14 protein-coding genes are annotated in these 14,939 nt (G+C 63.5%); 11 read left to right on the forward strand and 3 right to left on the reverse strand.

Annotated elements, in window-relative coordinates:
• The first annotated feature begins 4 nt into the window (after positions 1-4).
• From K3F48_RS16935 to K3F48_RS16970, 8 genes are all read left to right on the forward strand, one after another.
• Positions 5-442 carry an NlpC/P60 family protein gene (locus tag K3F48_RS16935; protein WP_370631441.1) on the forward strand — a complete coding sequence of 146 codons (438 nt, stop codon included), beginning with the start codon at positions 5-7 and terminating at the stop codon, positions 440-442.
• Positions 442-4,554, forward strand: coding sequence for a glycoside hydrolase/phage tail family protein (locus K3F48_RS16940; RefSeq protein ID WP_222576613.1), 4,113 nt, complete (start codon positions 442-444; stop codon positions 4,552-4,554). Before K3F48_RS16935 ends, K3F48_RS16940 begins: the two co-directional genes overlap by 1 nt.
• Complete coding sequence (locus K3F48_RS16945; protein WP_222576614.1) at positions 4,554-6,209, forward strand: DUF2793 domain-containing protein; 1,656 nt, start codon at positions 4,554-4,556, stop codon at positions 6,207-6,209. Before K3F48_RS16940 ends, K3F48_RS16945 begins: the two co-directional genes overlap by 1 nt.
• Positions 6,210-6,213: 4 nt before the next feature.
• Positions 6,214-6,846 carry a hypothetical protein gene (locus tag K3F48_RS16950; protein ID WP_222576615.1) on the forward strand — a complete coding sequence of 211 codons (633 nt, stop codon included), beginning with the start codon at positions 6,214-6,216 and terminating at the stop codon, positions 6,844-6,846.
• 97 nt (positions 6,847-6,943) lie between these two features.
• A complete protein-coding gene (locus K3F48_RS16955; protein WP_222576616.1) occupies positions 6,944-7,975 on the forward strand; it encodes a glycoside hydrolase family 19 protein in 1,032 nt (343 codons plus the stop codon).
• A gap of 46 nt (positions 7,976-8,021) precedes the next feature.
• Positions 8,022-8,330 (forward strand): hypothetical protein, encoded by a 309-nt coding sequence (locus tag K3F48_RS16960; protein WP_222576617.1) that lies wholly within the window; start codon positions 8,022-8,024, stop codon positions 8,328-8,330.
• A 9-nt stretch (positions 8,331-8,339) separates the two neighbouring features.
• A complete protein-coding gene (locus K3F48_RS16965; RefSeq protein WP_222576618.1) occupies positions 8,340-8,585 on the forward strand; it encodes a hypothetical protein in 246 nt (81 codons plus the stop codon).
• Positions 8,586-8,748: 163 nt separating this feature from the next.
• Complete coding sequence (locus K3F48_RS16970) at positions 8,749-8,937, forward strand: hypothetical protein (protein WP_222576619.1); 189 nt, start codon at positions 8,749-8,751, stop codon at positions 8,935-8,937.
• A gap of 238 nt (positions 8,938-9,175) precedes the next feature.
• Here K3F48_RS16970 and K3F48_RS16975 read toward each other — a convergent pair whose 3' ends face one another.
• From K3F48_RS16975 to K3F48_RS16985, 3 genes are all read right to left on the reverse strand, one after another.
• On the reverse strand, positions 9,176-9,403 hold the full coding sequence (locus tag K3F48_RS16975) for a hypothetical protein (protein WP_222576620.1): 228 nt from the start codon (positions 9,401-9,403) through the stop codon (positions 9,176-9,178).
• A gap of 67 nt (positions 9,404-9,470) precedes the next feature.
• Positions 9,471-9,812 carry a hypothetical protein gene (locus K3F48_RS16980; protein ID WP_222576621.1) on the reverse strand — a complete coding sequence of 114 codons (342 nt, stop codon included), beginning with the start codon at positions 9,810-9,812 and terminating at the stop codon, positions 9,471-9,473.
• A gap of 179 nt (positions 9,813-9,991) precedes the next feature.
• Complete coding sequence (locus K3F48_RS16985; RefSeq protein ID WP_222576622.1) at positions 9,992-11,647, reverse strand: recombinase family protein; 1,656 nt, start codon at positions 11,645-11,647, stop codon at positions 9,992-9,994.
• A 308-nt stretch (positions 11,648-11,955) separates the two neighbouring features.
• On the opposite strand from K3F48_RS16985, the gene K3F48_RS16990 reads away from it, so the two are divergent.
• The 3 genes from K3F48_RS16990 to K3F48_RS17000 all read left to right on the forward strand — a co-directional run bounded on the left by K3F48_RS16990 (position 11,956) and on the right by K3F48_RS17000 (position 14,931).
• Complete coding sequence (locus K3F48_RS16990) at positions 11,956-12,645, forward strand: hypothetical protein (RefSeq protein ID WP_222576623.1); 690 nt, start codon at positions 11,956-11,958, stop codon at positions 12,643-12,645.
• A 50-nt stretch (positions 12,646-12,695) separates the two neighbouring features.
• Positions 12,696-12,938 (forward strand): hypothetical protein, encoded by a 243-nt coding sequence (locus tag K3F48_RS16995; protein WP_222576624.1) that lies wholly within the window; start codon positions 12,696-12,698, stop codon positions 12,936-12,938.
• A gap of 463 nt (positions 12,939-13,401) precedes the next feature.
• Positions 13,402-14,931: a DUF4153 domain-containing protein gene (locus tag K3F48_RS17000; RefSeq protein WP_222576625.1), complete on the forward strand. Its 1,530-nt coding sequence runs from the start codon at positions 13,402-13,404 to the stop codon at positions 14,929-14,931.
• The last annotated feature ends 8 nt before the right edge of the window (positions 14,932-14,939 follow it).

A 14,939-nucleotide genomic window follows, 5' to 3' on the forward strand; every position in this document is an offset into this window, starting at 1 on the left:
GACGATGACGCTCGCACGAGACGACATTGTCACTGCGGCGCGCGCCTGGATCAGCACGCCCTATCGCCATCAGGCGTCATGCCGCAGCGCCGGCTGCGACTGCCTCGGACTCGTGCGCGGCGTCTGGCGCGACGTCTATGGCGTCGAGCCCGAGGCGCCGCCGCCCTATTCGCCGGATTGGGGCGAGGCCGGCGCGGTCGAGCATATCCTCGACGCGGCTCGCCGAAACATGACCGAAATTATGCTCGACGACATGCGCGGCGGCGACGTCATCGTGTTCCGCATGCGCGAACGCCGCATCGCGAAGCATATGGCGATCTTGTCCGGCCCGTCGACGATGATCCATGCGCAGTCCGGCGATTGCGTGCGCGAGATTTCGCTCGCGCCCTATTGGCGGCGACACATCGTCGCCGCCTTTGCGCTTCCGGGAGTCGTGGACTGATGGCGACAATGCTGATCGGCACTGTCGTCTCGACGGTTGTCGGCGCTGGCCTCGGCGTGGTCGGCAGGCTGATCGGCGGCGGCGGAGCGAAAAGCAATACGTCGAGTGTCACCTTCGGCCAGCGCGTCGACGACGTCTATCTAAGCGGCTCCTCGGAAGACGCTGCCATCCGCAAGCTCTGGGGCCGCATGCGCCTCGGCGGCAATGTGATCTGGTGCAGCAATTTCACCGAGTACGAGACTTGGGACGCGAGCTATTCGCCTAATGCCAGTTCGGGCAAGGGCGGCGGCGGTGGTGGAGGTGGTGGAACCACTGTCAACTGGACGGTGAACTACCACTACATCATCTCTTGCGCCGTGGCGTTTTGCGAGGGCGGCGCAACCACGACGCTCGGCCGCGTTTGGGCTGACGGCAAAGAGTTGGACCTCTCCGAATTCACGTGGCGCTTCTATAATGGCTCCGACCAACAGGTCGCCGACACGCATATCGAGTCGATCGAGGGCGTCGGAAATGTCCCCGCCTATCGCGGCATCGCTTATCTCGTCTTCGAGAACATGGACGTCTCGAAATTCGGGAACAGGATTCCGCAGATCACAGCCGAGATCATTCGGCGTCCGGCTATCGCCGACGCAAACGACCTCAACAACAGCCTGCGGTCCGTCTGCCTGATTCCGGGCTCTGGCGAGTTCGTTTATGGGACGCAAATCTACCGAGCCGCGGCCGCAGCCGGAAGCTGGCGGCCGCAAAATGGAAACGCAGAGGCCACCCGGCCGGACCTGATGATCTCGCTCGATCAGCTCGCCGGAGCAGGCGCCGACGCGGGCTGGTTTCCGCCCACTGCGCCGCTGGAAATTCCATGGTCCGGAATCCCCGATAAGCCGACCGGAGGCAATTGGCGCGCGGCTGCGGGCGCGCTCTCGGCGCCCGCCGCCGTCTCGCTCGTCGTGAGCTGGTTCGGAACCGATTTGCGCGCGGGCGTCTGTCAGATCGTCCCCAAAGTGGAGACGACCGCAAAAGATACAGCGCCGGCGGACTGGTCAGTAGCAGGCTACACGCGCCGCGGGACCGCATGGTTTATTCTGCTCCCGTATCCGCCTTGGTTCACTGGTCCCGTGCCTTACGGCACGCCCGACGCCGTCGAATTGCTGTGGGGGTCGCCGGCGCAAGTCGTGTCGTATGTGGATCCGTCATTGATCGATCCTACCGCCAGCGGCACGCCTGTGCCGGCGTTCGGCGGCACGCCATCCGACAACACCGTCATCGAGGCGATTCAGGAGATCAAGCGCAGAGGCCTGCGCTGCGTCTTCTATCCCTTCGTGATGATGGACATCCCCGCCGGCAATACGCTGCCGAATCCCTACAGCGACTATTCCGCAGCCGTTGGACAAGCGCCTTTTCCATGGCGCGGCCGCATCACGTGTTCGCCGGCGCCGGGCTATGCGGGGACCGTCGACAAGACACCGGCGGCAGCGACTCAGATCGATGCGTTCTTCGCGCAGTATTCGAATATGATCCTGCACTATGCCAATCTTTGCGTGCAGGCCGGCGGCGTCCACGCATTCATAATCGGCAGCGAGCTGATCGGCCTGACGAGCGTGCGCTCGAGCGCCGGCGACGGAAACTATCCCGCGGTCAATGCACTGAAGAATCTCGCCGCGAGCGTGCGCGCGATCGTCGGGAGCGGGTGCAAGATCGGCTATGCGGCCGATTGGTCCGAATATCACGCCCACCGGCCGAATGACGTATACGGCGAGGTGATCTTCAACCTCGATCCCTTGTGGGGCGATCCGAATATCGACTTCGTCGGAATCGACAACTACTTGCCATTGAGCGATTGGCGCGACGACGAGCCCAATGCCGACGCCGCGACGTGGAGCTCGATCTACGATCGGGATTATCTGCGCAGCAATATCGAAGGCGGAGAATATTTCGACTGGTATTATGCGAGCGACGCCGCACGCGTCGCGCAGACGCGCACGTCGATCGTCGACTACTACGGCCAGCATTGGGTGTGGAGACAGAAGGATATTCGAGGCTGGTGGTCGAATTGGCATCAAAGCCGGCCCGGCGGCGTCCCGAACGCGTGGTCGACAGCATGGGTTCCGGGATCAAAACCGATTTGGTTCGCGGAATTCGGCTCCCCGGCGATCGACAAAGGACCGAACCAGCCGAACGTCTTCGTCGACCCGAAATCGAGCGAGTCCTTCACGCCCTATTTTTCGAGCGGCGCACGCGACGACGCCGTGCAGCGCGCCTATCTCGAGGCGATGCTCTCCTATTGGCGCGACCATGCGCCGACGATCGGCTCCATCAAGATGGTCGAGCCGAAAAATATGTTCGCTTGGTGCTGGGACGCGCGCCCTTTTCCGGACTTTCCCGCGCAAGGGTCGACATGGCGCGACGGCTATAATTACGAGTTGGGCCATTGGCTGACCGGGCGCCTGACCGAAGTGCCGCTGCAATGGATCATCGCCGAGCTGTGCGCTTTGGTCGGCGTCTCCGATCTCGACACGACGAAGCTGCTCGGCCCCGACTCCCTCGTTCTCGGCGCGGCGGCCGATGGCGTCGTCTCGCCGCGCGATATCATCGAGGGACTGGACGACGCCTTTCAGTTTGGCGCTCATGAGAGCGGGGGCAAGCTCGTCTTCGCCTCGCGCATCACCGCCGAATCGGTGGCGATTTCCGCTGACGATCTCGTGATGGAAAGCGAATCCGACGTCGGCTATTCCCTGACCCGCGCGCAAGAGACGGACTTGCCCGGCGCTCTCAGTCTCTCATTTCTGGACGCCTACGCAGACTACGCGACGGGCAAGGTGACCGAACGCAAGGACGTCGGCAGCTCGAACAATGTCGCATCCGTCTCGACGCCTGCGGTGCTGGAGCCGCCGCGCGCCGCCTCGGTCGCGCGGTCGCTGTTGCAACAGCGCTGGGCCGCGCGCGAGAAAGGGCAAATAAAGCTGCCGCCCTCGAAGGCGGCAGCGCTCGATCCGAGCGATTGCATTGCGCTCGCAGTGGACGGCGTGGCGCTGACGATGCGGGTCGACTCGATCGACATCGCGGAATTCCGCACGCTCGCGCTCACCGGCTTCGATCCGTCTCTCGCGCGCGTGTTCCCAGAGGTCGGTGGCGCCGGCCGCAACAGATTGCCGGCGACGACGATCGGCGCGCCGGTCGTCGAAATCCTCGACATTCCGATCGCGACGGGAGACGAGCGGAGTCCCTATGCGCTGCGTGCCGCAGCCTATTCGTCACCATGGGGCGCCGTCGCGATCTATCGCTCGACGGGCGATTCGCACACGCTCGTCGGCGCCGTCAATGTGTCGACGCCAATGGGCGAGCTGACCGAAGACCTCTACAGCGGGCCGCGGTCCGTGTGGGATCACGGCAATGCGGTCTATGTCTCATTCTACGGCGCGACGACGCTGTTGTCGGCGACGGAGTCGCAGGTCTTTGCGGGCGCCAATGCGATCGCGGTGAAGAATGGCGCGAGCGGCCAATGGGAGGTCATCCAATTCGCGACGGCTGAGCTGGTTGGCGTCAATGCCTACAAGCTCACCAAGCTTCTTCGCGGGCAGCTGGGAACCGAGGCCGGCATGGCCAACCCGGTCGCCGCTGGCGCGCGCGTCATCGTGCTCAATGCGTCGACGCTCGCGACGATCGACATGACGGTCGATCAGCTCGGGCAGGCCATGACGCTGCGGGCCGGCCCCGCGATCTATGATCGCGGCGACGCCACCTATCACGATTACACCGTGACGCCGCAGGGCGTCGGGCTGCGGCCATGGTCGCCGTCGCAGCTCGCCGGCGCGCGCGATCTCGGCTCCGGCGACGTGACATTCACATGGGCGCGCCGCACGCGATACGGCGGCGACGCGTGGGAGGCGGCTGACGCGCCGCTCAACGAGCAGAGCGAGTCTTACGACCTCGAGATCATGAACGGGTCGAGCGTCGCGCGCACGGTGAGCGCGCTCTCCTCGCCGAGCTTTCTCTACACGGCCGCGGCGCAGAGCGCCGATTTTGGCGCACTGCAATCGAGCTATTCGATCTGCGTCTATCAGCGATCGGCACAGATCGGGCGCGGGCAGGCAGCAAGCAAGACGGTGGTGCTCTAATGTCCTTTTCGCCCAATCTGGCGCTGCCCTATATCGACCAAAACCAATCGCAGAAGCACGTCACGCATAACCTCGCGATCCGCGAGCTCGATGCGATCGTCCAGCTTTCCGTCATCGACGACGCGCTGACGGCGCCGCCCGGCTCGCCGGTCGACGGCGACCGCTACATCGTCGCCGCGAGTCCGACCGGCGCATGGGCGGGACAAGCCGGCAAGATCGCTGCATGGCAGGATGGCGCGTGGAGCTTCTATACGCCCAGGACTGGCTTTTTTGCTTTCATCATAAGCCGATCATTCGCCTATCTCTATGTCAGCGGCGCATGGGTACCGCTCGTCTCCGCAATCGGAACGCTCGCCGGTCTCGCCGGAGTTGGGATTCTCTCGACGGCTGATGCGACCAATCGACTGTCGGTAAAATCCAATGCCGCGCTGTTTACGCATGACGACGTCACGCCCGGCACAGGCGACATGCGCTTCACGCTCAACAAGGCGAGCGGCGCAAAGACCGTCTCTCAGCTCTATCAGTCCAATTGGTCTGGCCGCGCCGAGACGGGCCTGACCGGCGATGACAATTTTCATATCAAGATTTCCGCTGACGGGGCGACATGGCGAGATGCGTTGAAGGTCTATTGTTCGACTGGCGTGGTGGATTTTCCGCAGGCGTTTACTGCGCCCGTGCGGCCCAATATCGTCCAACGCAATTGGTTGACGAGCCAAGCGTGGCTCTCCTCATCGAGCGCAGCTGATTACACTTGGCGCGCGGTCTGTTGGGCGAGAGAGCTCGGCCTGTGGGTCGCGGTGTCTGTCGACACCACGAGCAACAATGTGATGACGTCTCCCGATGGCGTCACATGGACGGCTCATCCGGCGGTGAATGGCGCATGGTGGAGCGTGTGCTGGTCACGAGAGCGGCGCCTTCTCGTCGCTGTCGCGAATAGCGGAACCAGCAACCGCGTTATGACCTCGCCGGACGGCGTCAATTGGACTCTTCGCGCCGACACGGGAACCGGAACGAGATGGACGTCGGTCTGTTGGGCGAGAGAGCTCGGCCTGTTCGTGGCGGTCGCCAACGGGACCGGATCGGGCAATCGTGTCATGACGTCGCCGGACGGCATCACATGGACCGTGCGGACGAGCGCCGAAGACAATTCATGGTATAGCGTCACTTGGGCGCCTGAGTTGGGCCTGCTCGTAGCCGTCGCCAGCGACGGGGCCAACCGCGTCATGACGTCTCCCGATGGCGTCACATGGACAGCGCGGCCGGCCGCGGCGGCTAATCAGTGGCGCGCGGTATGTTGGGCGCGAGAACTCGGCCTGTTCGTGGCGGTCGCAAGTAACGGCGCGGGCAATCGTGTCATGACGTCGCCGGACGGCGTCACTTGGACCGTGCGGACGAGCGCCGAAGACAATCAGTGGTATGGCGTCGCCTGGGCGCCTGAAATCGGCCTGCTCGTAGCCGTCGCCATCGACGGGACCAACCGCGTCATGACGTCTCCCGACGGCGTTACATGGACAGCGCGGCCGGCTGCGGCGGCCAATCAGTGGTATGGCGTCGACTGGGCGCCGGAACTCGGCCTGTTCGGGGCTGTGGCGGCATCTGGCGCCGGCAACCGCGTGATGACGTCGAAATCTGCTTACAGCTACTCATATAGGTGATGCAATGAGAGATGAAATCGCAGCAAACCTTAGACTCCCGGACGTCTATCATCCAGAGCAGGCCGACCATTTGCCGCCGGACCTGATCGGCGCGACGATCCTGCGCATCGGCGCATCGCCGCGCTATTTGGACCTTGAAGGCGGCGGGCTCGTCATCGAGTATCGCCCGAACGGGCAGAGCGAGGCTCGCAGGATCGTGATTCAGGCCACAGAGCTGGGTATGTGGCTAGACGACAGTTGCAAGAAGCCCCGCGAGGCGCCCGCCGATATGGTCCGCGTCCACGTCGATGACGGTCGCGAGATGGCGATGTCCAAGGACGCCCATGAGCGCGGCGTCAGCGCCCTCGTGCGAGGGCTGGGCGGTGGAAAGACATACGGCCCCTGGGACCATGACCGCATGGTCGTCGAGATATTTGCCGCGATGACGGGGACGCCCGAAATGACGCCCCGCTTTTCGATGGGCGACACGGTCTATCGCCACGACTCCGGCGACAACGCGGCGACTGTCCTCGCCATCGAAGAGATCGACGGCGAGACGGTGTATCGCCTCGCTTATGCCGAAGGCGGCGTCGGCCACTGGCCCGAATCCGCCATCTTCGCCACGCTCGCCGAGCGTGACGCCACGATCGGCGGCTAAACTCCAAGCCAGTCTACATTCGAGATCGACATTTAGCGCCCGCCGACTTGGCGGGCGCTTTCGCGCGCGTGCGCGCATTCTCAGGAAGGTGTGACAAATGACCGATTGGACGAAGATCGTCCGCGCGGTGGCAGACCCGCGCGGCAAACGACCGGACCCAGCGATCGTCGCGATGATTGCGGATCACGCGGACGACGTGTTCGCGCGATACGGAATCACGACGATTCGCCGGCAGGCCTGCATCCTCGCGCATGCGTGCGTCGAGATGGGAAACTTCACGACGCTCGAGGAAAATCTCAACTATTCGGCCGAACGGCTGCATGTTGTGTGGCCAAAGCGATTCCCCACGGTCGCATCGGCGCAGCCTTACGATCACAATCCGCGCGCGCTTGCGAACAAGGTCTACAACGGGCGCATGGGCAACCGGGCGGGAACGGATGACGGCTGGCTCAACCGCGGTAAGGGCCTGTGGCAATGCACGGGGCGCGAGAACGTCGAGAAGCTCGCCGCAGCGCTCAAAGTCTCCATCGATGTTGCGTCGGCTTGGTTGGTCCACCCCGATCATGCGCTCGAGTGTGCCTGTGCGCTCTTCAACCTGCTCGGCGTCCGCGCGGCGGCGGACGCGGGTGATGTCGTGGCGCAGACGCTGCGCGTCAACGGCGGCAAGAATGCGCTCGACGAGCGCAAGGCGGCATGGTCGCGCGCCATCAAGGCGCTCTCGGCCGAGGTCGCCAAGGCGCGTGTCGCCGCGATCGAAGCGGCGCCCGCCGACGCCGAGCCGCTGCCTATGCAAGCGACGCTGGCCGAGTTGCGTGCCGCCGGCTCGCGCACGATCGCCGGCGCCGATCAGGTCAAGCAGGGCGTCGCGACGCTCGCCACGGCGGCGACTGCGGCGAGCGCGATGGCGACCCAGATCCATGAGGTCGCGGGGCAGGCGCAAAGCGCGGTGGACAGTTTGCAGAGCGCCGCCGGCGCGCTGGCCTGGACGCGCGGCCATGCGCCGACGCTGATTGTCGCCGCGCTCATCCTGGTCGCGCTGCTCGCGGCCTGGCGCATCTGGCGCGGCGCCTCGCTCGTCGCCGCGGCGCGCGTCGACGACGCCGTCTCCGGCCTCAATATCGGCCGCTGATCCCCGCGCCGGGCGGAACCCGGCCATCACTGAAAATAGGTGCCTCATGACTCTGTCCGCTCTCGCGGTCGGCGCGCTGGCGCGCGTCGTCGCCATCGCGCTCATCACCCCTCTTATCGTGGAGATCGCGACCGGCGGCTGGGCGCCGCTGTCGCCGGCGGGGCGTCTTGTCGCCAGCGTCGCCGGCATCGCGCTCGCCGATCACGCGCCGGCGCTGCGCGAGCGTCCGCCGGCGTTGTCCGATGCTCTCGCGACCTATCTCGCCGCAGCAGCTATGCTCGACGATACGCCGGAGCGGGACTGGCGGCGCGGGCTGCTGCAGCCGGCGATCGACGCCGCGCGCCAGTGCCGGTAAGGGGGAGCTATGCCGATCGATCTCAGCGTGCGCCTCGGCGACCTGCTCCAAGTCGTCACCATCGCCGCCGGCGGCCTCATCGTCTTCGCGCAGATGCGCGCCGACCTGCGCAGCGTCAATGTGCGGCTCGACAAGAGCGAGGCCGAACTCGCCAAACAGACGGCCATCCTCGCGCAGCTCTCCGCCGGCGAAGCGCGAATGGATGGACTGGACCGGCGCCTGACGCTCATCGAGGAGGCGCGCGGCCGCGCCTGAGCCGATGACCGCGCTCACCCAATCAGGCCCGTCGGCTCCGCCGGCGGGGTTTTTCGTCTCAGTGAATCTACGTAAGCAATTCTACGTTGCCGGATGAAGTGAGAGCTGCTGACATAATGCCGATGCGCAGTTTGTTTTTCTCGTAAACGAGTGAGGTAACCAAATGCGGCGTTCGAAGGAGGCCAATCCGGCAATATCGCCATCCGCTGCGAGCGGATCGCTCATCGGAATGATAGATTACATGCTTCCGGAGGTCGGCGAGATATCGCCGCTCGCTGAATATTTCTTGCGAATGGCGCGGGAGACGCTCGTCGAGGCCGTGCGCGACGTCGATGAGCGGCGCGGCGGGTAGCTGATCCTTCGCCGTCCGCCAGATCGCAGCCCCGCCAGCTCCAAGCCGGCGGGGCTTTTTGCGTTTCGTCAGCCCGTCACCAGTCGCGCCAGCGCTAGCGCCTCCCGTCTTGTAGCGCGCCAGTCAAATGGCACTCCGCGACAAATCATTTGGCATAGGCTCGGGGGCACCGCGCGAAAAAAGGACATGAAAGGCCCTAAAAAGTCTCGGCGCCGTATGATCGGAGCGGCCGTGGGCCTCACGGCGTCGCAGCCGCCTTCAGACGCTCGGCGAGATCGTCGAGCGCTTGCGCCCGCTCTTCGCAGAGGCGCAGGAGGTCGAGAGCCACACCTGGCGGCAGATCGTCGGCGCCGGCGAGCCAGCGTCTCATCGTGCGATCGGCGACATTGAGATCGCGCGCAAGATCGGATTGCCAGCGGGCCCCATAGAGGGCCTCGCCAGCGTCGCGGAGGAGTTTGCTGCTCATTCTGAGGCCGCCCCGTATGAGCCCGGCGGGAGGCTTTCCCGCCGGATCGGAATAAGTCGTTTGCTCATCACGCCACCTCGATTTCGGCAGTCGCCGCGCCCATCGGAAACGGATGGTCGGTAAAGCGCTCGATGAAATCGCGAGCCGGCACAACGCGCTCGTCAAACCAGTTGTTGTCGTCCCAATCGAGCGTGTCGAGGTCGATCTCGCCGTCTTCGTCCACGATCTCGATCTCGACAGAGAGGCCAAGCTCTTCGGCAGCGCGCAGGCGATGCGATCCCTCGATCGCGATCAGGCAATCACCACCGTCAATGGCGCGAATTTTCGGCGAGCCGAGATTCGCCATCTCGGCTTTGACCTCGGCGAGGTGGACGGTATCGATGTCGTTGACAAGTATGATCGTGGTCATTTTCGTCGGGCCTCCTTGCCCAGTTATCGGCGGGGCCATCCCCTTCCGAATGTCCTAATATTAGGACGCAGCGGCGCGAGCGTCAAGCTCCATTTTCGACGTCGCCGCGCCGAGTGGATCATCCCGTCACCATCCGCGCCAGCACGCCCCGCCATCCTTCGGCGAGGGTTTTTGCACATTCACGAGCGCCAACGCACTGGAAATATTTGCAAATTTGACTGGGGGATTTCCAGGTAGCGGGCCTCCGCTACCACCGATCCCCCCGACGCCGCGATCCGCATGTTGGGGTAAACGTTGGGTGCGCCCATCAGCAAAGCCAAGTGACCCTGAAGCTCGATCTTGAGCCCCTCCTCGGAGGGCCTGACGATCACCTTCGCAACCAGCTCGCGGATTTTTTCCGCCGCCTCCTCGTTGTCCGGGGTCACGCCACGGCCGAAAACATCGCCCAGCTGCCCGACCAACTCCTCGTAGTGCCGTAGCGCGGCCGGGTGCAGGCCTACGATCTTTTCCGGTTCCGGCTGTGTCTCGAGCTCGGCAATCAGCGCCAGCTTTTGCGCCTGAGCCTCCTTCATCATCCTGGGCCCGAGGACATCGACCGGCACTCGCTCGGTCTCATAGTCCGACCACATCCTGTCGAGAGAACGCTGAACTTCAGCCAGCCTGCTCTCCAGCTTGCCGCGGTGCCGGACTTTGTCCGCCGCCAGCCGCTTGCGCTCTTCCTGGTAGGTTCGCACAAACTCCTTCAGCAGCTTCGGCGCCTTGAGATGCAGTTGCAGACCGGCCAGGACGGCTTTCTCGATTTCGTCGAGATAGAAAATCTTCCGGTTCGAGCAGGTTCCGGCCTCCCGCATTGTCGAACAATGGACCCTGACCCGGCCATGATCGCGATCTTTCATCGATAGCCCGCCGCCGCAGCACCCGCATTTCAGAAGGCCGGAGAGCAGAAACTTGGCTTTCCGCTGCTTTTGAGGCGCGTCAAAGGTCCGCTCAGCCTTGCGCTGCTGCGCTGCCTCGAACACGTCCTTGGCGATGATCGCCAAGTGCGGCGCGTCTGACCGCTTCCATTCCTCCGGCGGGTTCGAGCGTGAAACACGTCGACCCGTATCCGGGTCCTTGATCATTCGGACACGGTTCCACACGACGGCGCCGGCATAGAGCTCGTTGAGAATGATTCCGTGATGCCGCTTCTTGTTCCCGTTGATCGTCGATGGCGTCCAATTGCCCCCGCGAGGTGGCTTCGCGCCTTCCTTGTTCAGCGAGTGGGCGATTTCTCGCGGAGTCTTCCCGCGCACATAATCCTGGAAAATACGACGAACGACCGCAGCTTCGGATTCGACGATCTCCAATTCGCCCGGCTTGCCGGCCACAGGCCGATAGCCATAGGCCCGACCACCGGCGTGGCGCCCGTCTCTCACGACGCCCTGCATTCCGCGTCGAACCTTATGAGCCAAGTCTGTCAGAAAAAGCGACCCGAGAAGTCCGCGCACGCCGATCTGAATCTGATCCGCGACTCCTTCGTGAACAGCGCGCAGCTCGACTCCCAGGAAATTGCGTCGCTTCCAAATTCCTGCAAGATCTTCCTGGTCGCGCGAAATACGATCCAACGCTTCGATCAAAATGACATCGAATGCGCCGTCGCGGGCCGTATCGAGAAGACGCATCAATCCATCGCGGCCATACATCGAAGCGCCCGAACGCGCTCGATCGTCGTAGACGCCGACGATCTCCAGATCATTGCGTTCGGCGTAGTTTCTGCACACCGCCACTTGGTCTTCGATCGAGCGCTCGTGCTGTAGTTCCGTCGAAAAACGGGCGTAGATCCCTGCGCGCTTCATCGGCCTGCCTCCGCAATAAGGTCTCTTCGACCTCTCGGGCTTTCCGATGATCCTCGGTTGCGTTGAGATTCGCAAACCGACCCTAACCGGAGAATCGCCGGTGGCCGCCAAGCCGCTCGCTCGCTACGGCGCTATGAAAAGCGCGCGTCGCGAGCGGCTTGCTCCCGAACTGCTACACCACCGGTGGGGACACGACCGGCGCAAGCGTGACCTGACTCGATCTGGACTCGATCTCTTGCCGGCGCGCATCGTCGGCGATAGCCTGCCGATGAGCTGCTATCTTTCCGTGAAATGCCTGGACGCTTCCAATGACGAAAGCCATCAACTGCCTGAATTTGGATGGAGACGACGATGTCGAACTGCTTCGCGCCGTCGAGGAAGCCTTCGGAGTCAAAATTTCCGATGCGGAAGCGCTCCGTTGTGAAACGATCGGGGAGCTCTTTCACATCGTTTCCTCCAAGCTGAACTTATCCGACGCGCGGGGCCTCGGTTGCCCCACCGCTCTCGCATTCGTTCGTTTGCGGGCCGCGCTACGCCGTTTGGGGCATGCACGCCACGCAAGCTCCAAAACCGATCTGAGAATCGTTTTTCGTGAGCACGGGGCCACGCGCCTGCACGACGACCTATCGAGAGAGACGGGCCTGAAGCTTCCCCCCCTCGTGCTCCACCCGGCGAGCGCGATGGTTTTGACGCTTATCGTCGCGTGCGGCGTCGCATTCTCCCTTTGGGCAGGTTCCGGGCTCCCGCTTCTCGGTTCCGCAATCATCGCTGTGATTTCCGCGTTTATACTGCCCAAGACAATTCCTGAGGGAACGGACAGCCTCGGCGATTTTGCGGCCAGCTCCGCTGCTTGGAACTACGGAACACTTTCCATGCAAGCCGGAGGCGCCAGACCTAGAGACATTTGGAAAGCTCTTACAATCGTGATTCAGCAGAGCACCGGCTCGAATTTCAAACATGAGCTTAATTCAGACACTCGCTTCTTCGCTAAACGATGACGCTGATTACTCGAGGCTTGAGACCGCGCGCAAGAACTGGAGGATGCAGGATGTTGCGGGTCGAAACGGGCTTCCAGGACAGTCCGGGTGACGGGTTCTATTTTGTCTTGCAATATAAATGTCGCGCCCTGACGGAGCAGATTGAAGAGCTTGGTCTCGAGGACGCCGACAAGGTGATCTTGTGGGAAGAAGATTGCGCGGGCTTTGAAATGGAAGCAACGCTGATTTTTGACTACAAGCACCCGATGATGCTCGAGCGGACATTGTGGGCGAGGGCCGAACGGGAACTGTAACGCACCGTTCTCCTACCGCGAATACACGGAATTGCCTACCCCACGAATATGGAACTGTCAGGTCCGCGTCCGCTTGGCGCCATTTCGCTATAGGCGTGCGTAACTCGGCTCCGACTCGCTATTCGGCAGTTGATACGAACGGTATTGGACCACCGAGCATTCGCGAGGGGCCTTCTCCGGCGTCGCCGCCCCCTCCCGCAGGGCTGCGCGAAAACTGCAAGATAATCCTTGAATTCTGAGATCGGCTCTCGATTGCGCTGCAAAGTTCCAGCGCATGTTCCGAGCATGGCCGACGTCATCTCCCTCCCACTCCGCCCGCACCCACTGCCGCCTCGGCTCGTGAACGATGGCTGGTGGCTCGCGCGCCATCCGTCTGCTCACGTCAGGCCCCTCCCTGCTCGCAACCGGCAGCTCTGCAACGTCATTCCATTCCCGATCGCTCGTCGCCGAAGGAAAGCCAGTGATGATTGAACTTTCTTTGTTCCCCCGCTCTCCCATGCAATGGCTGGCGCGCAGGCTCGCCGTCGCCGCGGGGGCTGTGGCGTTGGCCGATTGGCTGTTCTTCGATCCTTTCCCCCTCGGCCTGTCGCTCGCTCTATTCCTCGGCGCCGGCGGTCTGGCGACGATCGTCGCCAATCCGATCCGCGCGAGCATGCGCCTGCGGATCGCCGCCGCCGCGGCGCTCATTCTCGCGCTTCTGGCGATCGTCGAGGACGTTTCCCTGCTGTCGGTTCTCGTCGCGGTCGGAGCGACGCTGCTGTTCGCGCAGGTCATGACCTTCGGCGCCGGCGTCTGGCCCTCGCAGCTGCGCCGCGCGTCCAGCCTGCCGTTCCTCGGACCGTTCTGGCTCATCGGCGATACGCTTCGCGTGCGAAAACTGTCGCAGCGCGGGCGCAAGACGATCCGGCGCGCGGCGAGCTTGGTCGCCTGGATCGCGCCGATCGGGCTGCTTCTCGTGTTCCTGTCGCTCTTCGCGGTCGCCAATCCTGTGATCGAAGAGTGGACGCGGCGGCTCGATCCCCTGCGCAATCTCGACCTGATCTCGCCGATGCGGATTCTCTTCTGGCTGATGATGGCCTGCCTGACATGGCCCTTCCTTCACCTGCGCCGTTCGCGCAGGATGCCGCAGCGACCCACTCCTGCATTCGCCAGCCGGAAGGGCGGCGATGTCGGCGCGCTGCTCGGCCGCGACGCGGTGCTGCGGTCGCTGGTCCTGTTCAATGCCCTGTTCGCTCTGCAAACATCGCTGGATATGGCCTATCTCTGGGGTGGGCTGACATTGCCGACCGGCCTCACTTATCCGGCCTATGCGCATCGCGGCGCCTATCCGCTGCTCGCGACCGCCCTGCTCGCCGCGGGATTCGTCCTCGTGGCGATGCGTCCCGGCGGCCCCGCAGAAGATTCGCGATACATAAAGCCGCTGATGCTGATCTTCGTCGCGCAGAACGTCCTGCTCGTGCTGTCGTCGATCTTTCGCACCGCTCTTTATGTCGACGCCTATTCCCTCACCGAGCTGCGCCTTTCGGCGATCATCTGGATGGGGCTGGTCACTGTGGGCCTCATTCTGATCGTCATCCAGATCGTCCTGCGGAAATCCAACACATGGCTGCTCGACGCCAATGCGCTCGCCGCGGCCGCGACACTCTACGCCTGCTGCTTTATCAATTTCCCTCATGTCGTCGCGAGCTACAATGTCGCGCATTGCGCCGAGACGAGCGGCGCCGGCCCGGCGCTCGACCTGTACTATCTTCGCTCGCTCGGGCCGCAGGCGATCCCGGCCTATGACCAATATCTTCGTCTCCACGCCGAGCGGACCGACGGCGGACGCCTTCCGCCGGGGAGCGAGCTGCCGAACCGCGCCTTCGCCCGGTTCTCTGTCACCGATATCGACTGGCGTAGCTGGACCTTCCGCGGATGGCGCCTGAAGCGATATTTCGATACATATCCGCAGGGCGCAACGCCGATGAGCGACGGCGCCTCGGAAAACCAATAGGCGCGCTT

It is taken from the genome of Methylosinus sp. Sm6 (assembly GCF_019802345.1).
Lineage (GTDB): Bacteria > Pseudomonadota > Alphaproteobacteria > Rhizobiales > Beijerinckiaceae > Methylosinus.